At 48.7% G+C, this 23,439-nt stretch carries 18 protein-coding genes and 1 riboswitch; of the genes, 8 read left to right on the top strand and 10 right to left on the bottom strand.

The features are described 5' to 3' along the window. Window positions 1-265: transposase family protein (locus tag BMY75_RS09830; protein WP_139199779.1), on the bottom strand; the 265-nt coding region annotated here is incomplete at its 3' end. Between the two features lie 45 nt (window positions 266-310). Then, window positions 311-544 carry a tyrosine-type recombinase/integrase gene (locus tag BMY75_RS18725; protein ID WP_074833255.1) on the bottom strand — a complete coding sequence of 78 codons (234 nt, stop codon included), beginning with the start codon at window positions 542-544 and terminating at the stop codon, window positions 311-313. A gap of 68 nt (window positions 545-612) precedes the next feature. On the opposite strand from BMY75_RS18725, the gene BMY75_RS09820 reads away from it, so the two are divergent. Then, a complete protein-coding gene (locus tag BMY75_RS09820; protein WP_074833253.1) occupies window positions 613-834 on the top strand; it encodes a hypothetical protein in 222 nt (73 codons plus the stop codon). A gap of 330 nt (window positions 835-1,164) precedes the next feature. Then, window positions 1,165-2,112: a serine O-acetyltransferase gene (locus BMY75_RS09815; RefSeq protein ID WP_074833251.1), complete on the top strand. Its 948-nt coding sequence runs from the start codon at window positions 1,165-1,167 to the stop codon at window positions 2,110-2,112. Window positions 2,113-2,397: 285 nt separating this feature from the next. Here the strand turns inward: BMY75_RS09815 and BMY75_RS09810 are convergent, their stop codons facing one another. Both BMY75_RS09810 and BMY75_RS09805 read right to left on the bottom strand, forming a co-directional pair. After that, window positions 2,398-4,059, bottom strand: coding sequence for a GGDEF domain-containing protein (locus BMY75_RS09810; RefSeq protein WP_074833248.1), 1,662 nt, complete (start codon window positions 4,057-4,059; stop codon window positions 2,398-2,400). 44 nt (window positions 4,060-4,103) lie between these two features. Beyond that, a complete protein-coding gene (locus BMY75_RS09805) occupies window positions 4,104-6,203 on the bottom strand; it encodes an EAL domain-containing protein (protein ID WP_074833245.1) in 2,100 nt (699 codons plus the stop codon). Window positions 6,204-6,516: 313 nt separating this feature from the next. Here BMY75_RS09805 and BMY75_RS09800 point away from each other — a divergent pair, with 313 nt between their 5' ends. Continuing rightward, window positions 6,517-7,992, top strand: coding sequence for a GGDEF domain-containing protein (locus BMY75_RS09800; RefSeq protein ID WP_074833243.1), 1,476 nt, complete (start codon window positions 6,517-6,519; stop codon window positions 7,990-7,992). A 440-nt stretch (window positions 7,993-8,432) separates the two neighbouring features. Here the strand turns inward: BMY75_RS09800 and BMY75_RS18240 are convergent, their stop codons facing one another. From BMY75_RS18240 to BMY75_RS09775, 5 genes are all read right to left on the bottom strand, one after another. After that, window positions 8,433-8,627: a hypothetical protein gene (locus BMY75_RS18240; RefSeq protein ID WP_074833241.1), complete on the bottom strand. Its 195-nt coding sequence runs from the start codon at window positions 8,625-8,627 to the stop codon at window positions 8,433-8,435. Between the two features lie 55 nt (window positions 8,628-8,682). After that, window positions 8,683-11,295 (bottom strand): rhamnogalacturonan lyase, encoded by a 2,613-nt coding sequence (locus BMY75_RS09790; protein WP_074833239.1) that lies wholly within the window; start codon window positions 11,293-11,295, stop codon window positions 8,683-8,685. 462 nt (window positions 11,296-11,757) lie between these two features. Further along, the gene (locus BMY75_RS09785) at window positions 11,758-12,297 is read right to left on the bottom strand and encodes a DUF3592 domain-containing protein (RefSeq protein WP_074833237.1); all 540 of its coding nucleotides are present in this window, start codon (window positions 12,295-12,297) and stop codon (window positions 11,758-11,760) included. 169 nt (window positions 12,298-12,466) lie between these two features. Then, a complete protein-coding gene (locus tag BMY75_RS09780; protein ID WP_074833235.1) occupies window positions 12,467-13,372 on the bottom strand; it encodes a cation diffusion facilitator family transporter in 906 nt (301 codons plus the stop codon). 37 nt (window positions 13,373-13,409) lie between these two features. Further along, a riboswitch (NiCo riboswitch) is annotated at window positions 13,410-13,494 on the bottom strand. A gap of 102 nt (window positions 13,495-13,596) precedes the next feature. Further along, window positions 13,597-14,298 carry an MBL fold metallo-hydrolase gene (locus BMY75_RS09775; RefSeq protein WP_074833233.1) on the bottom strand — a complete coding sequence of 234 codons (702 nt, stop codon included), beginning with the start codon at window positions 14,296-14,298 and terminating at the stop codon, window positions 13,597-13,599. Between the two features lie 212 nt (window positions 14,299-14,510). Here BMY75_RS09775 and BMY75_RS09770 point away from each other — a divergent pair, with 212 nt between their 5' ends. Together BMY75_RS09770 and spoIVA are read left to right on the top strand one after the other, a co-directional pair. Continuing rightward, window positions 14,511-16,058 (top strand): DUF3794 and LysM peptidoglycan-binding domain-containing protein, encoded by a 1,548-nt coding sequence (locus BMY75_RS09770; RefSeq protein WP_074833230.1) that lies wholly within the window; start codon window positions 14,511-14,513, stop codon window positions 16,056-16,058. A 13-nt stretch (window positions 16,059-16,071) separates the two neighbouring features. Further along, the gene (spoIVA, locus tag BMY75_RS09765; protein WP_074833228.1) at window positions 16,072-17,547 is read left to right on the top strand and encodes a stage IV sporulation protein A; all 1,476 of its coding nucleotides are present in this window, start codon (window positions 16,072-16,074) and stop codon (window positions 17,545-17,547) included. Window positions 17,548-17,602: 55 nt separating this feature from the next. Here spoIVA and BMY75_RS18660 read toward each other — a convergent pair whose 3' ends face one another. Beyond that, complete coding sequence (locus tag BMY75_RS18660) at window positions 17,603-17,731, bottom strand: hypothetical protein (protein ID WP_278287624.1); 129 nt, start codon at window positions 17,729-17,731, stop codon at window positions 17,603-17,605. 403 nt (window positions 17,732-18,134) lie between these two features. Between BMY75_RS18660 and BMY75_RS09760 the strand changes: the two genes are divergently transcribed. From BMY75_RS09760 to BMY75_RS09750, 3 genes are all read left to right on the top strand, one after another. Next, window positions 18,135-20,429, top strand: a complete 2,295-nt coding sequence (locus BMY75_RS09760) for an AAA family ATPase (RefSeq protein WP_074833226.1) — start codon at window positions 18,135-18,137, stop codon at window positions 20,427-20,429. Window positions 20,430-21,009: 580 nt separating this feature from the next. Continuing rightward, window positions 21,010-22,476, top strand: coding sequence for a D-alanyl-D-alanine carboxypeptidase family protein (locus tag BMY75_RS09755; protein ID WP_074833223.1), 1,467 nt, complete (start codon window positions 21,010-21,012; stop codon window positions 22,474-22,476). 38 nt (window positions 22,477-22,514) lie between these two features. Continuing rightward, entirely contained in the window at window positions 22,515-23,381 is an 867-nt protein-coding gene (locus BMY75_RS09750; protein WP_074833221.1) for a ComEC/Rec2 family competence protein, read from the top strand. Window positions 23,382-23,439: the final 58 nt, after the last annotated feature.

The raw sequence follows: 23,439 nt of genomic DNA, 5'->3' as shown, positions 1-23,439 counted from the left end.
CAAAAGAAACAACTTCACAATCAGGGTCTTCACAGTTGTATTCATAAGCCTTTATCTGCAAAATGACGGCTTTTCCCATCATCGGAAGATCCTGTACTTTTCTTACATAAGTACCATGACAACTTTGGCTGACAACGCCGCAGCATGGACAGATTCCCTGCTTTGTCTGAGATTCCAATTCTATGCTGATCTTTTCATTAGTTTCAGAAATCTCTTGTATTTTAAGTTGCTCTGGAAAGAACTTATTGATATCTAAAGATGTCATGTAGAATCACCGCCTTGATATGATATTGATATTATTATAGCATATCTAAGGGGGATAATCAAGAGATTTACGGATATTTGAGGGAGAGCCATAGTGAACCGTTCTGCGAATGTGTATAACACCCGTGTCAAAGTCTATGTCAGACCATTCAAGCCCGAGTATCTCACCCCTGCGGAAGCCGCCGAACAATGCGAGCTGGAAGAAAGCACGATACTTCACGGGAGTGTCAGGCTGTTCAAGGATATCAAACTTATATACACTTCCCTTTGGAAGGGTCATATCGAGATCGGACTGTTCGGGAAAAAAACACAGTAAAAGTTCTTATCGATACCGAAGATAATGAGCCTGTGGAAACCGAACAGGAAGAAGCTTTCCGTGAATATCTTTCACGCAAGGAAGAACTCGATGCACTTATCATATCTGAACTCAGAAAAGGATATGGTCTTGATGAAAGCTTTGATTTGTGCAAAAGATTTGAATTAAACAAGTTACTTATCCATTCGGGCGGAGCTTTGGTTTTTCTTTCATCGACCATAATGCAGAGGAAGGATGGTCAAACAGGGATGTAGTTGTCACTGTGCTCCCCGAAGTATCATATTTCGGGGATGAAGACGACTTTTTCTAAACTGAGAAACTATGGGATATAAAAAATAAATATAAAAGAGCAGGCTTTAATAGCGGCTGTGTCAGCTGTTGCCTGCTCTTTGCGTTTATTATGCCTTCTCTGCCTGCCGGTTGTGAGGATGTCAGCAGCGGTATAAATTCGGCAGATACTCTGTATGATCGCATCATTTCGATATTTTATAATAGATCAATGGCTGGATTATTGACTTTATCCTACTAATATGATATAATATATAAAGTTGATATAAAATAACAATGCAAGGAGCGTTATTCTGATGAACACATTTGAAGAAACCGTCGGCGGTATAGTTAATGAACTGCTTGCAGATCATGAAAGCGAAAAGGTCGGCGAGAACATAAAAATATTCAACCACCCCGATAAAGAGATAATCATAGATATCATCTACAGCCTGCGAAAGATAATCTTCCCCGGCTATTTCAGGAACAGGGATATCAAGGTATACACCATGAAAAGCAACCTCTCCATGCTGCTGGAGGACGTTATCTTCAAGCTGACAAAGCAGATAACCATCGTGCTGGATAACGATACGGAGGACAGCAGTGATATCCTCGAAAGGTCGCGGAATATCTGCCTTGAATTTGTGAAACGTCTGCGCACTATAAGGGAGTATATCCTTACCGATGTTCATGCGGCTTACGACGGCGACCCTGCGGCTTACAGCGAGGACGAGATAATCTACTCCTATCCGGGACTTTTCGCTATACTGGTCAACAGGATAGCCCATGAGCTTTTCCTGCTGAATGTGCCCATAATCCCCCGAATGATGACCGAGTACGCCCACAGCGTAACGGGTATAGATATCCACCCCGGTGCTACCATAGGCAAGTACTTCTTCATCGACCACGGCACGGGCATAGTTATCGGCGAGACCACTGTCATCGGCAATAACGTAAAGATATATCAGGGTGTGACCCTGGGTGCGCTGTCCACAAGGGGCGGTCAGTCGCTCAGAAGCAAGAAGCGTCACCCCACCATCGAGGACAATGTTACTATCTATTCGGGAGCTTCCATTCTCGGCGGAGATACTGTCATCGGCAGGGACGTTGTCATCGGCGGTAACGCATTCATAACACGTTCCGTTAACGAGGGCGCAAAGGTCAGCGTGAAGAATCAGGAACTGAGATACAACTACGACGCCGCCCACCCCGTAGAGCGCATGGAGGTCGAAGAAGACGACACTGCGTGGTTCTACATGATATAAACAATTCATAATTCATAATTGTTGGCAGGGACGAGAGTTTCTTGTTCTGTCGGTTGTATTGCGAATATATGAGTTTGATGTCCTGATAAATAATAATGCGCTTATCGCAGATTTAGCGGTAAGCGCACTTTTTTGTGTTCTAAATTGTCAGGGCAGTAAACAATATTCTACATCTTAATCACGATACTATGACCCGCCGTCACACGAAACTCATGTTCATTGCGAACATAAAATAGGCGGAAATGGCCAACGTTGACTGCGTCGAACGTGCCCGGCCGAGGGCAATTATGAATTATGAATTGTGAATTGAGTCTTCATTTGCTTTTTCTTTTCATACATTCGCTTGTCCGCCAGCTGTTCAGCTGTTTCAAGCATATCTACCTGGGCTGTATAATGGGCGTAGCCGTAGGCTATCTGCATCGGTACGGGGGGAGCATAATCTTTGTTGTATTCTGATGAAGCTGTTTCAAGCTTTGTCAACGCGGCGGATACTTCTGATTCTCCGCCTTTCTGGGCGATAACTATGAATTCGTCGCCGCCGGTGCGGAAACAGGTGCCTATATTATCAAAACAGCTGGTGATAAGGTTAGCCGCACTGATGATATGCTTGTCGCCCTCGGCATGGCCGTACACATCGTTCACCTTTTTAAGGTCGTTGATATCCAGCTGTATAATGGTACAGCTGATATGCTCTGTGCGTATCTCGTTCTCCTTGCGGTGGAAAGCAAGGCGGTTGTTCAGACCTGTAAGGCTGTCGGTGTACGCCAGCTTTTCCATCAGTGCCGAGCGTTCTTTCTCTACCGCAAGACGTGTGCGCTCGCTCATAAGGTATATGCCCATCATTATAAGGAAGACCAGCACGCCTATACGTGTAAAAAAGCTGTTGCCGAATATCCTTATATTTACCAGGCGGAATCTCAGGATATCTGCAGCGGCACCCGCCAGTGCCGAACCCATTCCGATTATTACCATATACAGCAGGTTGCGGTTTGTATCTGTCTTTTTGAATGCCCGCACCATCAGTACTATGGTCATTATCAGCGCCACAGCTATGCCGATGTGCGAGAAAGTCAGCATAAGTGCCACATCACTTTTACCCATTAGCGAAAGCACGGAGGTCGCTATAAAGTTTAGGGTATTATACACGAACATTATTGGCAGGAATACCGTATCCCGCTGATGCGTAACGCTTGCCACGAATGACACAGGGAAGTATGATATGAACATCAGCGCCAGCGCCGCACAAAATCGCACAAAAGCCGACCTTTCTGTTATCAGCTGAAGCACCAGTGTCTCGTTGGCGGCATACACTCCCACTAGTACCGCGAATGTTCCCAGTGAAAAGAAATCAACGCTGTTGCTTTCGGAAGAGTTTCCCCGTATACAGCCGCCTATCAGCATCAGACAACCGTACAGCAGTATCAGCACGCAGACTGCAAATCCGGGAAGCTCTTTCTGGTAGAGGTCATTGAGGAATACGCCCGATTCTTCTATCTTGATATTTTTTATCTTTGGCGCAGAATTTTTATACAGCGGTGTTATCTCCAGCGTTACCGATGAAGCATTATCGGGGATAGCTATCATATGTACGCGCATACCGTAGGAGAATCCGTACAGCGGTGCAGAAGCGGAATAACTGAATTCGTAGGCGAGCTCGCCATCAAACCATACCGCTATATCACCGTCATGGGTCTGCAGGCAAAGGTCTCTTCCCGAAACTTCTGTATCGGCAAGGCTGTGCTTTATGATCACCTTTTCCTTCGGCGGCGCTTTTACGGATATCTCTTCGCCGTCTTCCGTTACCCAGCCTTCCGAAAGATCACAGGCAGGCGACGCTTCGCTCTCGGGAGTTCCTATGAAGATCTCTCCCGCGATGACGAACAGCAGTATTGCAAGAGGAAGCAAAGCGGTAAATATTATCAGCCTTTTGGTACGGAATATCTTCAAGTTCTATACCTCCTCCCGAAGATGAGATCTTTCTGACAGTGGTATTATTCTCTTTTACTGCTGCTCACCAGGATAGTATTGCATTCGCTGCCGTTGAGGGTTATGGAAGTTCTGCCGCCGAGATTACTGATGTTCTTGGCTGTGGTGATATAACCAAGCGAGTTCGCAATATCAACAGTAAGTGTGATGCCGTCGGTAGAAATATCGGTCTTGCCGTTTACCGAACCGAAAGCCAGCGCTCTTGCGCCGTCAGCCGAGATATCTACATTGGCGCTCTCTATTCTTATATCCGAATCGCCCCTGAGTGCCCCGAGGGCTGTAACCTCGGAACCATGGATATTCTCGTGTATGTTGAGCTGTTCGATATGGATATCTGCATTGCCGCAGGTGAGTGTGCCTACGCCTGTGGCCATCTGGCTGTTCAGGGTGATATTCACGCTGGAATATATCATATGTATCTTCGCACTGCCGCCCACAGCACCGATGCCCACGTTGAAAGCTCCGTTGAGAGCCATTGAAAGGTCACAGCCCAGTATCTCTATCTTTGAATTGCCGTCAAAAGCTCCTACGCCAACGCTGGAAGCTCCTGCCGTCTTTAACGTGTATCTGCCCCTGCCGATGGATATCTCACCGCCTCTGCCCGAGCCGATGCATACACCCGTATGGCTTTTGGCGTTTACAGATATAGTGCCGTCATGCCCGAATTCAAGCCTGCCGTGGGCAGACGAAAGGTCGTTGCCGATGCCGTAGTAGTCAGCATCACCCAGCTGTATATCAAGGTCGCCCGTACCCTCGGTGATGAACGTGGAGCTTTCATCCACCCTTATGCCACCCCCTGTCAGCTTATTGCTGCCCAAAAGGCGCAGGGTTATACAGCTCTCGTTGCCGATGTCTATGCAGGGCCTGCCTACGATGTTTGAAAGATGGGCATTCTCCAATATCACCATGCCGTTGAAGCCGTCCGAGCAGAGTATATGTATGCCCGAATCGTAATTCTCCGAACCGACTATGGTAACATTGCCGTCATGGTACCTGAATCCGATGTGTATACAGCTGTATCCCTCTTTGCCAAGTCTTTCCAGTGATACTTTCTCGTACTTCTCAGCCGAATATATCTTCAGCCGTCTGCCCTCTTCAAGCTCCTGACGGTATTCGGTTATCTCCTGACGGCGCTCGTAGGGTATCTCGGGTATTATCTCCGCCGAGGGACGTGCAGTGTAGAATCCCTGTATCAGGTCAACACCCAGCAGTATCACCGTGCGGAGCTCTTCTGCATTCTCAACGCCCTCAGCAAGGGCTTTAAGACCGTTCTCGTGGCAGAAATCTATTATCTCACGGACGAAGTGCTTTTTATTGGTATTGTTTGCTATATCCGTGATGAGCATTCTGTCTATCTTGACGAAATTCGGCGTGTATCTAAGCAGGTTTGATATGTTTGAATATCCCGTGCCGAAATCGTCTATGGCTATGGGTATGCCGAGAGAATCGTATTTTTCCTTTATCTTTTCCAGTTTGCTGTCATCGAATTCCGATATCTCCGTTATCTCCACCACCACGATATCAGCATGGTCTTCAAGCAGAAGCTCTATCTCCTGTTCCTTTTCGGGAGAAGTGCGCACATTGGCTATGCTGTTGATGAACACAGGTCTGCCGTGGAGACTTTCGCTGTTCTCTTTCAGCAGATTCAGCACATTCAGGAAAGTGTATTCTTCCACTTCGCTGAGCCTGCCCGAAAGCTCTGCGTATTTCAGTATATGGAATGGGGTTATACCCTCGACTCCGTCAGCGCGCATAAGGGCTTCATAGGCGAATATCTGTCCGTTATCGGCACGTACTATAGGCTGAAAATGGTAGGTCAGCTGATTGACATCAAGCAACTGCTGCACTTTCAGATATTCGTTCCTTGCAGCACCCGAAAGCTCGGCAGCACCGCCCGAGCTGTTCTTCTCTTCAAGCTGCTGCATGACGCTGTGGGCGTAAACGGAAAAGGCTTGATGGAGCTCCATCAATCCGTCTTCACCCACATCGGCAAGCATAGCTTTGTATCTCTCGTCAAGGTCTGCAAGCTCGTTCATGCTCCCCGCCCCTGACGCTTTTTCAAGGTATTCCTTCATCAGCAGTATACCTTTGCTTTTGCTGTTCATATTATCACCACTTTATAAAATTGCCGTTAAATTACTGTCCCACCGACTCTTCGACCAAAAAATTTTAAACACATAGAAATTTTTGTGCTTGATTACCAAAAAACAAAAAATTATCCAAGATTATTAGTTATATTATACCACGTTCATAAATGATAGTCAAGCATTTAGCAATAAGTTTTTCATTTTTACAAACCAAGGGCTGAATATAATTAATTGAAAAAATTCAACAATATTATTGACTAAATTATTAAAATATAGTATAATATAGATGAACTACTTTGAACATCAAACAACCAAAGAGGTGAGTAAATATATGACCGATGATAAGAAACGCTTTTCTATAAAAATCAAAATGTACATCTTCGTGACGCTGACGGTGTTCGCGGTGGCGGCGGGTACTGCCATGATAGCTTTCATGACAAGCGTCAGCCGAATAAACTCATATTATAAGCAGTGTGCATCAGACAACGCAAAGAATGTTGCTTCTTTCATGGACGGCGATTATCTTGCAGAGCTGAAAGCCGTGGCGGAAGATGAAAACTACCAGCAGATCAGGGCAAAAGCGGCTGAAGACAAGAACGACGCTCCCATCGAGGAATACCTGAAAGAGAAAGGTCTGTTTGAGCAGTACTGCCGTACCCGTGATTATATATCGCAGTATGTGAGCAATATCAAGGATATGAAATATATCTACGTGCTTGCTTACGGCGATAAGAATGCTGTGCAGGATATGTATCTTGTTAACGATGATACATCGCCTCTCTACGATATCGGCTACTGTGAAGACCGCGAAAAAGAACTTCAAGGTATGGATCTTGCCGCCCTGCCCGAGCCTACCATATCCAACGGCGACTGGGGCTGGCTCTGCTCGGATTTTGAGCCTGTTTACGATTCAAAGGGCGAATGTGTGTGTGTAGTTGGCTGTGATTTCGGCATGGACGATGTTATGAAAGCACGAAGGAGACTGCTGGTATACCTTGTGCTGGGTTCACTGGGATTTGTGGCTGTGGTGCTGACAGGTGCGGTGCTTTTCATCAAAAAACTGCTGATACGTCCTCTCGACGCTATGACAAGGGAGATAAAAAAGTTCAAGCCCTCGGAACATCTAAGCTATGAAGAAGCGGGTGTCATCGACCTAGATATCGACCGCAATGATGAGATAGGCGAGATATACCGCTGTATACGCCATATGGAGATAGATACCATCGACAAGCTGAACGAACTCTACAATCTGCAGGCTGACAAGCTGAAAGCCGAAGAGGACATAAAGGCGAAACAGCAGCAGATAGGTCAGCTGAGTATAGAGACCTACAAGGACGCTCTCACAGGTGTTGGCAACAAGGCGGCATACATCAAGAAGACTGAGGACTTCACACCTAGCTACCCGAAGGAATTTGCCATAGTAATGGTGGATATGAACAATCTCAAACAGATAAACGACGAACACGGACATAAATCGGGAGACCATTATATAAGGGGCTGCTGCCGCATGATATGCGAGGCTTACAAACACTCTCCCGTGTACAGGATAGGCGGCGACGAGTTCCTGGTACTGCTGCAGGGCACTGATTATCAGAACCGTTGGGCGATATTTGACCAGATCAAAAATGACTTTGAAGAAAGCTATTCCCACACCGAAGCCGACCCCTGGGACAGATTCTCGGCGGCTGTGGGCATGGCAGAAAAAGCATCCGATGATATGACACTGGATTTCGTTTTCAAGCGTGCCGACAAAGCCATGTACGAAAACAAGACAGAATTCAAGAAGAAGTACGGCAGTTACAGATAATGCATTGATATTGTTATAGTAAACGACATATTTATTTTAGATGTATTCTTCCCTCCGCCTGCGGCGGGGGGAAGAATACTGTCAACTATTGATATTGTACCTCAAAAAGATGTTTAGAATGTTGTACTGGTGAGATAATTTATATTATTAATTTGTTATAAAATAAAAATTTATAAATTCTATTGACATTTAAATTTATATGTGCTATAATGATGGCAGTAGAAAGGTTGGCATTTTTAGACAAAATCATATCGTAAGTTAACCTTAACGATGTGCAACACGGTGGAAACTTCTGGAAATTTTGCCATGAGTCCAAAAGAAAAGGGCTGCCGTATTACAGTAAATGATGAAGTCTGTATTCATATGGCGTACACATTTGCAGGAACCACAGTATATGCGAACGGTATGTGGATAGTTTCGGCGTCATTTACAAAAAATGTTTAAAACCTTCCTAAACTCTTTTCTCCAAAGCCGATTGGGCTGCTTTTAAATTTTGTGTTATCAAGAAGCTTGCTCATTTCTCCTTTTGACCTGGCAGCCCGTCGGAAAAATATTATTCCGTTTATACGGATAAGATAAACAGCCCTCGTGAAGACGTGGGCTGTTATTTTTGCAGAAGAAAAGCTCACAGGCATCGGCCTGTGAGCTCTCTTCGTTTTGGGAAGTATGTATTTTATCGGGGTAACTATATTACCTTACAGTAACAGTTACATAATTCTTGATAGCATCCATTGTATCCCACTTGCCGTTTACCCTGGCTGCGATAGCTACTTTGTATGTCATGCCGGGTGTCAGGTTCTTGGGAGTTACATAGCTGTTTGTAGTGATGCTGGAAGTCTGGACTCTCCACTTGCCTGCCAGATATACAGCGATACCGTATCTGTCAGCGCCACTGACCTTGTCCCAGACGAACTGTATCTGGTGGTACTGAGTGTTGTAATTAACTCTGATATTCATGGAAGGAGGAGGGCAGTTGGGCTGTGACTTCTCTTTAACGAATACGGTGTAGTTTACAACATAGCCTGTCATACCGTTAGTGCCGAGTACTACCTTATCGCCTGCATTGAACTCCTTTTTGTAAGCGGTGAATGTTACATCGTTGCTTGAGCTTGCTGTCAGGGAAGTCTTGGTGTAGCCGCTGAGCCAGTAGGGTATCATGCTTGCTGATGTTTCACGGTCATCTACCATTACATAAACTTCCATATCCTTGTCAGCTGTGAACTCTGCAAGATCAGCATCTGTGTTCTTGGAGTTGCAGGCTGTCATGATGTATTCGCAGTTCTGGAGATCAGAAGCCAGAGATGTATAGGTGAAATCTCTGTCGCCGTAGATAAGTCCGCCTGTGGTGTTTGAAGACATCAGCTTCCAGCCGTCAGCATTAGCGCTGTCCTTAACGAGGAAGTTCTTTATCAGCTTGCCGTTAACAGGCTCGGGAGGAGTGTTGTTCAGCTTGATATTTGGTCTGCCGGGAACAGCCGCATCACTGCCCAGATAGTAGCTTGTATGAGGGGGCTGGTTGTAAGAGGACTGCTGACAGCCGTTCTGCATACGGTACTGCATATCGTGCATCAGTGTTGTCATGCGGACATTTGTCTCGGTATTGGTGCAGAATATGCGCAGTCTGGAGTTATCCTCGGTGCGCAGTACCAGCTCTTCACGCCAGTCACCGAAGAGGTCGGCAGTAAGGCAGGGAACAGCCTTTGTGCCGTTGTTTGAAGCACAGCCGTCAGCTGTGAATATGGTCTGATAGTTGTTAGCTGCTGTCGCCTTTGTGATGTAGATGTTATCCAGCAGTTCACGCTCAAGGTCGCCGTCCCAGTAGATAAGGAAGTTGGTGGAAGGCTGCTTGTTTGCTATCTGCTGGCCATGTGCGTTGTAAACAGCGCCTGCGGGTCTTGAACCCCAGAATTCAGCGGAGCCGTTGCCTGCCAGAATATTATCGGCACAGCATCTGCCTGTATCCTTGTCGCCGTCATAGTGCCAGATCTTGTTGCCGTTTCTGCCGTCGATAAGGGATATGCCATAGCTTCCGCTCTCGTGGCAGAGGAATACTTCGATACCCTCGTGGTTGGGATCAAGGTCGCCTACGTGCATAGCATCGCCGTGCCCCTGTCTTGTTGTCCACAGCAGAGAACCGTTGTCATCAAAGCATGATGCACCCATGCAGACTTCCTGCTTGCCGTCGTTATCGAAGTCAGCTACCATAACGTTGTGGTTGCCCTGACCGTAAGCGGGGTCGCTGGTGTTGAAGCCCGAATCGTATACCCAACGCTTAACCAGCTTGCCGTTACGAACATCAACCGCGGAAAGTGAAAGCCTTGTATAATAGCCTCTGCCGTATACAGCAGAGGGGTGTACGCCGTCCAGATAAGCGATAGCCGCATTGTAGCGCTCACAGCGGTTGCCGTAGTTATCGCCCCATGTGCTCTTTGCGGTATTGCCTGTTGCAGTACCTCTGGGTACAGGGAAATCAATGGTATCCAGTGCCTTGCCTGTTGCACCCTCGAAAAGTGTCAGGTACTCGGGACCTGTCAGAACAGTTCCTGAACTGTCAACATAGTTGGCATAGGCATTTCCGATAGCACTGCCTGTGCCGTCGATAGTGCCGTCGCAGGTCTTGGTGATGAGCTCAGCCTTGCCGTCGCAGTCAAAATCAGCTACGCACATCTGTGTATAGTGCTGACCCGCACGGATATTCTTGCCCATATCGATTCGCCACAGCTGTTTGCCTTTAAGGGTGTAGCAGTCGATGTATACCTTGCTGGTATAGCCTGTCTTTGAGTTATCCTGTGAATCGTTGGGATCCCATTTCAGGAATATCTCGTACTGACCGTCGCCGTCAACGTCGCCCACACAGCAGTCGTTGGGTGAATATTTGCTTGAATCGGGATTGTTCAGCGGGATATCGAAATAATTGGAGCCCGATGTGAAATTGCTGGTCTCGGAAGACTTCAGGACACCGTAAACATAGGTATCCACGCGGTATACCGAGTTTGAACTGCCGTAAGCATCCCAGTAATTGGTAGCCTGACCCGCCTTGCTGGTGTAGATGAGCTGATTATCGCGGTAAAGGCGGAACTCGCTCTCGTCAGCATCATTGGCATTATATCTCCAACTGATGAACATACCGTTGCCCGACTTTATAGCGTAAATGCCGCGGTCGAGATACTCCATAATGGCGGTGCCGTTGCCCCCCTGACCGTATGCAGCACTTGCAGTCAGCTGAGGGATGCCTGCAAAGCCGCTCAGCGCAACAGACAGAGAAGCTGCTGCCGCTGCGATTCGTTTTATTGCGTTTCTCATATTATAACCTCCTGAAAAAAATATTGATCAAAAGCAACATCTTTTGTAAATTATAATAACATACCACTTAAATATTTACAAGCCTTTATTGTATTTATTCTGTTGATATTTTATGTATATTTTGATGATTTTGAGAAATACTCACCAAAAACATAAAAGCATTTTAATACTTATTGTAAAAATATCCGTTTATGTAATATTTTTATCCTTTTTTGATATTGTAAACCTTGTGGCAATTCATAATTGTTGGCAGAGCCCTCAGCTCAAGCCGCAAAAGCGATGCGTTAATAGTGCTGTCAATAGAACATGGTAATATACGCCCTGCCAAAAGGCACGCGGTCGATGCAGTCACCGCTAACTAAAATTCGAGCGTATGCAAACTAATGCATACGCTCAAACTATCAGCGGATATTATTGCAGTTACTGTCATCGAGTTCGCAGTATACGATCAAATCAAAAAGATCACACATTATCCTTATCTGTAACATCAGTTTTCTTTTTAAATAACTTATGTATGATCGCCCGTATAATAGCATAGATTATCACAAGAAATATGCCGACCCAGACAATACCCAAGATAAACATACCCACACTTCCGGCTTGCTCATGCCCCTTCACATATTTATGTGCGGGATCGTCAGGGTCATATCTGACCTTGACAGTCTGACCATCTTTCAGCTTGTTAGATGACACAAGAGTATCATTTATGGATTCTCCGTCTATTTCATAAGTATAAGTTGCGGTGTAGGTATAGCTGGTGTGCTGACGACCTTTACTGTCCCTTGTTTTCTTACTTTTAACGGAGACCTCTCCCACAGTACCGGTTGTTTCAACTGTGCAGGCTTTTTTGTATGATATCTCATCAACAGACCCTTTTATCATAACCACACCGAACAGTGACATAAGCACAAACAGGAGCAGTGCGACAAATAGCCAAATGACAGATGGTTTCTTGTCCTTTGGTGATATTTTCTGATCCTTCGTTTTGTTCTTCTTTGACATATTCGTTATCGTCCTTATGTTGTTTTTGAATTATAGCGTTGTCAGATAATGGCTTTGTTGAACTTTAAAGCACAGTTCACATCATAGTTTCCCATCGTTTACAGCTATGCTATCCTAAGCACAGCAAAACCCGAGCCCCTGCCAACAATTATGAATTGTGAATTATGAATTATTCCGAGATGTCCGGGTTAACGTGTACCATACAATGCTTTACTTCGGGGAAAGTCTCTTCGATCTGATCGTGTACCATTTCTGCTGTGTCATGGGCTTCCACAAGGGTCTTGGCGGGATCCATGCGTATCTCGACTTCAACATATATCTTAGCACCGAAAAGCCTTGTTTTCAGCTCGTCAATGCCCAGCACGCCCTCAGTGCCGAGGATAACTTCCTGCATCTTGGTGAGGGTGTCATCACTGCATGACTTGTCTATCATCTTGTTGACAGCATCAATGAATATCTCAAGCGCCGCTTTTTCGATGAATACGCAGATTATAACGCTCGCCAGAGGGTCAAGCACAGGCAGACCCATTCTCGCGCCAAGGATACCCGCAAATGAACCGATGGACGAAAGCGCATCCGAACGGTGATGCCATGCATCAGCCATCAGCGCCCCCGAATTTATCTTCACCGCCGTGCGCTTAGTGTAATGGAACATCAGCTCCTTGGCTATAACAGATATCACCGCCGCCCCCAGTGCCAGTGCACCGGGTACGACAAGTTTTTCTGTCTGACTTCCAGCTATCTTCTGAATACCCTTGTAACCAATGCCGATACCCGTTCCCGCCAGTACCACCGCCAGTATCACCGAAGCTACGCACTCCATTCGCTCGTGACCGTAGGGGTGTTCCTTGTCGGGCTGTTTGCCTGCCAGCTTAACGCCGATTATCACCACAAATGTGCTGAAAACGTCCGAAGCAGAATGAACAGCATCGGATATCATCGCCCCCGACTTTGCAAGTATGCCTGCCAGTAGTTTCAGCAGTGAAAGGGCTATATTCACGATGATGCTCACCACCGAGACTTTCATCGCCTCTTTTTCATGCTTGTTTTCAGTATTTATTATCTCAACACTCATTATATCATCTCCCTATAAAAATACACCCGCGGAACGATCTTGTCCCGCAGATGCATCATCTGCTGCCTGTCAGCCCGACTGCACAGTGCACGCGGTACTGCCGTCTGTTCGGTATATATTATTCATGGCGGGCAGATATTATGCCTGTCCCGCCGTAACTTTTCTGATGTTCAGTATAACATATTTTTAGCGGAATTGCAACAGTTTTATGTTCGGTTGCGACGTCACAACTGAACATAAAGGGGCGCAGGCACAGCGCCTATCTCCTCGGCGGCTGAACATAGGGCTTTTTCATCGTCAAGATGCATTATGAACACCTTGATGTTCCTGCTTTTCATTTCGGGCATAAGTGCTAGAAGCTTATCTATATGCAGATGCACAGGCGAGTTATAAGCCGACACCTCTGTGTAAAGGTACGCGCCATCGGTGAGATATGGCATGAAAGGTTCAAGGGAACAGGTATCACCCGTGAAGACTACACGCTGTCCGTCTATATCAAAACTCCACCCGAAGCACCTGCCTTCAAGAGGGATAGCGTGATGCACAGCTATTGGCGTGAAGCCCGTGCCGTCGGGAGAGATGATAGTATATGCAGAGCTTTCACAGCCGTCCAGCCTTTCAAGCACAAAGCGGATATCCTGCCTTATCTCGTCATTAGCCGCCACTATCACCACTGGGATATGCCACACAAAATAGCTGAAATGCACCAGCATACCCAGCCCGCCTATATGGTCGGAATGAGTGTGAGTTATAAGCACGGTGATATTTTCGGGTCTGCACCCCGCCAGCGTTTCAGCACCTGTCTTTCGCATTTTGTGGAAAGCCGACATGGGGCAGTCCAGCATAACAAGCCTGCCCTCGTGCATAAAAAACGCGCAGTTGTTATCTGTATGAAAAGCCGAACCTCTGCCAAGAAATTTCAGCATAGCGCCACCTCCGTAAATGTTTTATGGTGATGTTTTCTTCCATTGAATTAATATACACATCATTATGCGTCAGCGGGACGAAAATACTTTTTAGTATCATACCACATTTTCAGCCGAAAGTAAAGCTGTATCTGCAAAGGGGAATAAACCTGCAAAGTCTGGCATATCATGTTTATAGCAAAAGGCTATCCGAGAAACAGGAGGAAACATACATGAACGATGAACTCAGACTAACCACGGATACTGTCTGCGTGACGGAAAAAGCACTGGACTGCACCGAGGAACTTCCGCTGGAGCGGGACATTGTCCTGCCAGACTACTACCCCGATGTTTTCCGCATACTAAGGTGTACGGCTGAACCTCAGCTGACATCCCAGAGCATCAGCGGCGGTCGGCTGACCTTTGATATCACGGTGGCGGTGAAAGTGCTGTACCTTACCGAGGGAAGCAGGCGCATAAACTGTATCGAGCAGAATGCGGAACTCAGCCGTACCATAGATATCGAGGGGGACTGCAGTTCTCCCGAGGTGATGATAGACCTTGCCTGCCGAGGGTTGTCATGCAGGGCAAAGGGCAGCAGGCGGATAGATGTCCGCGGGACGGTGTGCGCCGCTGTCAAAGTCAGCTGCCGCCGCGAAAAGACAGTCATAACAGGTGGTTCGGGCTGCGGCATACAGCTGCGCAGGCAGACCGTCACTTACCCTGTTAAAAGGCTTTCTGCATCCAAGCGCATAACCGTCATCCAGCAGACCGCTCTGCCTGATGACAAGCCCGCCATTGGAACAGTACTGCGCACAGGCTGTACGGTCACAAGGACGGAACAGCGCATTGTTGCGGGAAAGCTGGCGGTAAAGGGCGAAGCCGAGCTTGAAGCCCTCTGTGCCTGCATAGATAAAACCGGTGCGGACTGCGTGCAGAATCTCCGCTTTACCCTGCCTTTCAGCCGCATAATAGATATGGATGGGCTGGACGATAGCTACACTGTCAGTGTAAGAGTAACTCCTGCGGGCTGTGGTCTGGCGGCGGGCAGCGGTGAAGAAAAGACGGTGGAGTGGGAACTCGACCTGAATGTTTTCTGCACTGCCGAAAAGCTTGGCACAGGTGTTGGTGTCACGGATGTTTATTCCACCGAATACGATTGTCAGCCCGATGACATGGTTGAGATATCAGCTGACAGCGGCGGCGAGCAGAAACTCTCCTGCACATCTGAATGTACCCTCACCGCCCCCGATGGCACTGTGGGCGCGGTATACGACCACTATGCTTATTGTACCCGACCAGCTGTAAGGGCTGAAAACGGCACTTTCCGTATATCGGGCAGTGTTACCTGCTCTGTCATGGGCGAAGGCAGCGAGGGTGGACTTTTCTGCATCGAGGGTCAGAGCCCCTACGAAGCCGAAGTCGCTTTCCCCGAGGGCTGTACCGACTGCACTCTTGAAGCCTATGCCGAAACAGCTGGCTGTTCCTACTATCTTGGAGATGGCGGCAGTATCAAAGTCAGGACGGATATCCGCATAGTATATAAGCTTTTCAGCGGCTCGGGCACTAAGCTGGTGGGCAGTGTTACGCTTGATAAGGAAAAGCCTGCCCGGCGTGACAGCGGCTGTGCGCTGAGGCTTTGCAGATGCGGTACAAACGAGGATATCTGGGATATAGCCAAGCGCTGTCGTACTACTGTTGAAGCCATCATGGAAGACAACAGTCTTCCCGAGGGCGCTGACAGCATTGACGGCGGCAGAATGATAGTCATAAGAGGATAAGGGGGCAAATGAATTGAGCAGGGACATATACACGGACATAGCCCGCAGAACAGGTGGGGATATCTACATAGGGGTGGCAGGACCTGTGAGAACAGGCAAGTCCACATTCATAAAACAGTTCATGGAAAAGCTGGTGATACCCAACATCGGCAGTGAGTACCGCCGCGAAAGGGCGCAGGACGAACTTCCACAGTCCGCAGGGGGGCGCACCATAATGACCACCGAGCCGAAATTCATACCCGAGGAAGCGGTGAACATCTCCCTTGAGGGCGGCGCAAGCTTCAATGTGCGGCTGATTGACTGCGTGGGCTACATAATACCCTCAGCACAGGGCTATATCGAGGAAGAAGCCCCGCGGATGGTCATGACACCCTGGTTCGATACCGAGATACCTTTCAATATGGCGGCTGAGGTTGGCACGCGCAAGGTCATCACCGAACATTCAACCATAGGTCTTGTGATAACTACCGACGGCAGTTTCACCGATCTCCCCCGCGACGAGTATGAGGAAGCGGAAGAAAGGGTAATAAGCGAGCTGAAAGCCGCAGGCAAGCCTTTTGCGGTACTGCTGAACACCGCTGACCCACACAGTGCCGAAGCCCGCAGACTTTGCGAAGAACTTAGCAAGAAGTACGAAACGGACGTTATGCCCGTCAACTGCACCGACCTTGAAGAAGAGGATATCCGCGGGATAATGGCAAACGTGCTGTACTCTTTCCCTGTCCGCGAGATAGGCATAGCCATGCCTGAGTGGATAAACACCCTTGGCAAAGGTCACTGGCTGAAAGAAGCAGTTTTCGCCCATATCCGTGAAGCCGCAGAGGGTGTGGAAACTCTCAGGCAGATAGCTGTGTGCGCCGATACCATCGGAGAATGTGAGTACATCGAAAACTGCGGGGTGAAGAATATCGATGCGGGCAGCGGCTCGGCGGTTATCTCGGCACAGCTTTACAGCGACCTTTTCTACCGCGTTATAGGCGAAGCCACAGGTCTGGAGATCAACGGCGAGAACGAACTTCTGCCACGAATACTGGAGCTTGTGGAGATACGCAAGCGTTTCGCCAAATACAAGGACGCCATATCCCAAATGGAGCGCACAGGCTACGGCATAGTTATGCCCGAACCCGATGAACTCACCATGGAAGAGCCCGAGATAATCCGTCAGGGCGGCAAATACGGCATACGCCTGAAAGCCAAGGCACCCGCCATACATCTGCTGCGCACCGAGATAAACACCGAGGTCGCCCCCATAGTAGGCTCCGAAAAACAGTCCGAGGAGCTTGTTATGTACATGATGAGCGATTTCGAGAAAGACCCCGACAAGATATGGAGTTCCAACATCTTCGGCAAATCACTGCATGAACTTGTCAGCGAGGGGCTTCACACCAAGCTTTCAAAGCTTCCCGATGATGCACGTATGCGCCTTAAAGAAACAGTCGAGCGCATGATAAACGAGGGCTGTTCAGGGCTGATATGCCTTATCCTATAATAAAAAGCGGGGACAGCCGAGCAGTACAGCTGTCCCCATTTCTCATGCCGGGATATCAGCAGCCGCAGCCGCCGTTGTTACCGCATCCGCAGCCACATCCGCAGTCGTTATTGCCGCAGCCTGCCATAAAGATGATGAGGATAAGGATAATGATCCAGAAGCAGTTGTTATTTCCGAAATTCATAGTATTTCTCCTTTGTGATTTATTTAAGGCTCCGTGAGCCTTATGGTACATATTATGCGGGGGATGAAAAAAGGTTACTGCTGTTCAATTCATAATTCACAATTCATAATTCATGGCAGGGGGCGCGGGTTGGCTGTGCTGGGGATAGCAAGGCGGTAAGCGTGGGAAGCTATGACGCAGACTAAGCGAGGTAAGCACAACAAAGTAGTGTGCGAATTAAAGCGCGAGGCTTGCGGAGAGCTTTGTCTCTTTGGCAGTTTTACGCTTGTTTGCTATTGTTTAACTCTTGACCCAAAGCTCCCTTCCTTGTCATTCCCCGCAAGTTTGTTTCCGCCAGTCATATTTCCCCGTCTCCCGAATACTTTTATCTTATAAGCCTATACTTTCAGCGGAGGTGTTTTGCATGAGCTATGAGAATTATACGGAAACAGCAAGAGAAGTCCTGCGCAGGGCGGCGGTGCTTGCAGGGGAGAGGGGACATACCTACCTCGGGAGCGAACATCTTCTGCTTGCTTTGACCTGCTGCGGTGGTGCGGCTGAGGCTGTACTCAGGCGGTATGGTGTGACATACGAGGGTGTCAGCGGCGAGATAGATGAACTCATCGGCAGGGGCACGCCCTGCATGACCCCTGAAACTGCCAAGACAGCCAACATCTGTGCCGCTTTGGAAACTGCCGAAAATTTCGGCGGAAAAAGCGTGGGCAGCGAGCATATACTTTCGGGGCTTCTGCGCTGCGGAAATTCCTGTGCTGTGCAGATACTCCGCAGGCTTCGGGCTGATGAGCGCAGGATAGCTTCCGAAAGCTTCACAAGCACCCGCAGTGATGTCCTGCGCAGGAACTATCCGCGGCTGAAAACACTTTCACGCTACGGCACCGAACTCACCGACCCTGCTGTATGTATGGGTTTTGACCCTATCATAGGGCGGGATGAAGAAATGCGCCTTATGATGGAGATACTCTGCCGCCGCCGAAAGAACGATCCCTGTCTTGTGGGTGAAGCAGGCGTTGGCAAGACTGCCCTTGCCGAGGGTCTTGCGGTGAAGATAGTGTCGGGGAGCGTGCCATCTCAGCTGGCGGATAAGCGGATATTCGCACTGGATATAACTCTTCTGCTGGCTGGTGCGAAGTACCGCGGGGATTTTGAGGAACGCCTTAAAGCCTGCATCGATGAAGCCGCACAGGCGGGGAACGTCATACTTTTTATAGATGAGCTTCACAACATCATGGGGGCGGGTGCGGCTGAGGGCGCCATCGACGCGGCGAATATCCTCAAACCCGACCTTGCACGCGGCAGGATACAGGTGATAGGTGCCACCACCTCCGAGGAATACCGCCGCACCATCGAAAAAGACGGGGCTATGGACAGGCGTTTCTGCCGCGTTGATATCTGCGAGCCCGATGAAGATTCGGCATACACCATGCTGCTGGGGCTGAAAGGCAGGCTGGAGGACTTCCACGATGTGACCATATCCCCCGAGATATGCCGCTGTGCGGTGGAACTCAGCGGGCGGTATATGAAGCATAAGCATTTCCCCGATAAGGCGGTGGAGCTTCTTGACGGAGCGTGCAGTGCGGCAAAGCTTGAAGCGGGGACTAAGAAGATACCCGAACGCGCCTTTGAAAAGTATCTGGCGGGTGAGATTGACAGGAGCGGATATCTTGATGCTATCTCCAATGCCCGCAGGCGGACAGTCCTCACACGCGGCATAGTTGAGCAGACCGTCAGCCGATGCACAGGGATGAAATGCACCGCCGCCGATACAGACGAGCGTGAAACTCTCAGGCACCTTGAAGAACAGCTTGGTGAAGCGGTCATAGGTCAGGAGCGGGCAGTAGCGGCGGTATCGCGGGCAATAAGGCGGCGCAGGCTTGGTCTTGGCAGGGGCGGCAGACCTGTGGGCAGCTTTGTTTTCGCAGGCGCGGCGGGCGTGGGAAAAACTCTTCTTGCGCGGGAACTTTCAAATCTGATATGCGGCAGGGAAAGCCTTATCCGCCTTGACATGAGCGAGTATATGGAACCCCACAGTGTCGCCAAGCTGATAGGTGCGCCTGCGGGCTATGTGGGCTACGAGGACGGCGGCAGGCTGGTTGAGCTTATCCGCCGACACCCATGCGGTGTACTTCTTTTTGACGAGATAGAGAAAGCCCACAGGGATATTTTCGGGGTGCTACTGCAAATGCTTGAAGAGGGTGTCATCACCGACAGCGCAGGCAGAACCGCCGAATTATCCGAACTCACGGTGATACTCACCACCAACGCAGGCGCGGCAGAACTGGCAGAAAGCAGGCACGCGGGATTTTTCAGCCGCGGCGGTGAAAGCTTCCGGCGGGATATCGAGCAGGCGGTGAAAAAGGTGCTTTCCCCCGAGCTTATAAACCGTATGGACGGCATTATCGTCTTTGAGCCTCTGGGCAGAGAGACCCTTTGCGGTATCGCCCGCCGTGAACTTGCAAAGCTATCAGCACGCGCCGCTAATCTGGGCTATGAGCTTGAGATATCCCCCGAATGTGAAGCCTACGCCGCCGAAAAATGTCTTTCATCTGGCGGCTCTGCAAGAGATATCCGCCGCTTCGCCGAGCAGGAAGCAGAGGATATCCTCTGTGATAATATACTTTCGGGCTGCGGGAAGAATCTGCGTTTGGATATCAAAAACGGCACACCTGTTATTTTCGCCCCCGACCTTTCGGAAGTGTGACCACGTTCTGCTGATAGTGCGGGTCTATGCGGTGGGATACAGTCGTTTGCGGTCGCATGATCATTTCATTGTTTGTGAACAAATGTTCCACGTGGAACATTTTCACTTGCTTATTGTACTGCGGAGGGCAAGGTCGCCCCTCGTTCCTCGGGTCGAGAAATCAACTAACAGTGACTGCGTCGGCTGTGCTACCGCCGTTGATTTCGGGCGCGGCAATATATTTACGCAGATAGAAAGAGCGTGGACGATTGATTTGTCCACGCTCTGAACTCTTTTATTGCCGCGCCATATTTGGTCGGTAGTACCCTGTTCTATTTATTGCTTTGTTGCCACGTCGCTTTTGTGCCTTGATGCGAGGGCTCTGCCCTTAACAGTCAGCTTTGCTGACTGTGGCTCCCCGCAAGCCTGCTAGCGCGAGGCATATGCCGACGCAGTCGCATAAACCGCGCGCTTTGGTTCTTTGGCAGTTTCCTCGTCATGAAATTTTTCACCCCATTTTCGCCAAAAGCCGCTTGCAAATGACACGGGATTGTGCTATACTGATAATATTGAATTTCCGAACAAAGAGGGTCATATATAGATGAAAAATAAATTGCGTGTTATATCGGCACTGCTGTGCGCTGTGCTGATATTTGCTGATATAGGCAGTTTCCGCGCGTCGGCGCTTAGCTTTGTGCCAACTGCTGTGGATGCTGACGGTGAACGAAGGGATATAAGGCTGTATTCCGAATGCGTTTATATGGTGAATATGGATTCGGGCGAAGTTATCGTGGATATCAACGGTGAAAAGGAAGTCCCGCCTGCTTCGCTTACAAAGCTGATGACGGCTGTTGTTCTTCTGGACACGCTCGGGGGCGATGAAAGCACCCTGAAAAGCAAGATGATGTCCGCGGGTACAGAAGCTTTTGACGAGCTTTACGACACAGGTGCGGCTACTGCTGATATCCAGCCAAATGAAGCTGTCAGCGCTTACGACCTGCTGGCGGCACTGCTGATACCGTCTGCCTGCGAAGCCGCGAATATAATTGCTATAAACGTTGGGGGCAATATCCCCGCATTCGTGGATATGATGAACGCAAAGTGTACAGAGATAGGGCTGAAGCACACTCATTTCTCCAATGCACACGGTCTGTTCACTCAGCAGAATTACTCCACTGCAAAGGATATCTCCACCATATGCAGGTACGCTCTCGACAAGTACCCTGTTTTCAGGGAACTTGTGGGCAGTCCATCATTTACCATGGCGCCCACTGACTATCACCCAGAGGGCACATACATAGTCAGCACAGACTACATGATAAACGAGTTTACAGACTACTACTACACAGACTGCCGCGGCATAAAAACAGGCACTACCGAAGCCGCAGGCCGCTGTTTCGCCAGCTATGCCACCAGGGACGGCATAACCTATCTGGCGGTAACAATGGGTGCGCCCATGGAGAAGCTTCCCGAGGATATCAAAAAGGGTGAAGCTGACCCCGAATCAATGTATGCGGACGATGTGGTGTACTACAATTTCATCGACCATATAAATCTGTACGAATGGGCTTTTGATACCCTTGTGCAGAAGGATTTCATCAACGAATTCAGCGAGGTCAGGGACGTAAAGGTGAGCTACGGTAAAAAGCGCGATTACGCCAACCTAAAACCTGCCGGCGGCTACAGCAGAATGTGGCCTGTGAATATCCCCATAGATGATGTTGAAAAGAGGATAACCGTGCGGAAGAACATCGTTGCCCCCGTTGAAGAGGGCGATGTTCTGGGCAAGATGGAGCTTATCTACAAGGGCGAGACCCTTGCGGAGATAGACCTTATCTCCACCACGAAAGTCGAGCGCTCTCCCGTAAAGGAAAGGGCGAGGATAACTAAGGCGTATTTCAAGTCGAAGCTTTTCAGGATAACAGGCAGTATAGTGCTTGTATGCATAGGCTTGTACTGCGTGCTGTGTTTCCTGATAGCCCAAAAGAAGTATCTGCGAAAGCTGAACCCTTCGGCTGACAGCAGATATGATGGCCCCTACAATACAGATAACAGCGGTGAAGAATAATATCCCAAAAACAGATAAAAAATTGTAGATACAAGGGAATGGAAAGGAAAATGTTTATGCTTAAAAAATTTCTCTGCATCGCGGCTGCAGCGCTTACGGCATTTATGTCGGGTTGTACCGCGAAGACGAACAAAGTCAGCATAGACGAAGTCGGCAAAGGGCTGACCATATACAGCTTCAAGGCGGGCAAGGCTGATGCTGAACTTATCTACGGCGATGACTGGGCAGTGCTTATCGACTGCGGTGAAAAGGGCTTCGGCAAGCACATAACTGCATATATGGAAGAACAGGGCATAAAAAAACTGGACTACCTGATAATCACCCACTTTGACAAAGACCATGTGGGCGGTGCTGCTAAGATACTGAGATCCTGCGAGGTGGGAACGGTACTGCAAAGCAACTCTCCCAAGGAGAGCGAAGAGTACGATAATTATCTTGAAGAGCTGAAAAACCAAGGAATAACGGCGCAGACCGTCCGTGAGGATATGACTTTCACCCTGGGTGAAGCTGTGTTCACCATTGACCCGCCAGCGCAGGAAGCATATGAAAAAGAGCCCAGCAACAATTCCTCGCTGATAACGGAAGTAACTCTCGGCGATGTGAATATGCTGTTCGCGGGAGATGCCGAGAATGACAGGTTGGCAGAGTTCACGCAGAACAACAATAAAACCTACCGATTTGTGAAAGTGCCATACCACGGTCACTGGCAGAAACAGCTGAAACCCTTTGCCCAGAGCATCAAGGCGGAGATAGCTGTGATAACGAGTTCCGATGAAGAACCCGAGGACAAGGATACTGTTGACCTGTTTAAAAAATGCGGTGCTGAGGTCTTTCTGACGAGGACGGACAGCGTTATCGCAAAATGCGACGGCAAGAACATAGCAGCAGAATATGACAATTCATAATTGTTGGCAGGGGCGCTGACTTTGCTGTGCTTGGGATAGCATGGCGGAAAGCGCAGGA

It is taken from the genome of Hominimerdicola alba (genome assembly GCF_900109655.1).
Taxonomy (GTDB): Bacteria; Bacillota; Clostridia; order Oscillospirales; family Ruminococcaceae; genus Hominimerdicola; species Hominimerdicola alba_B.
This window is presented reverse-complemented; position numbering and strand designations above follow the sequence as displayed.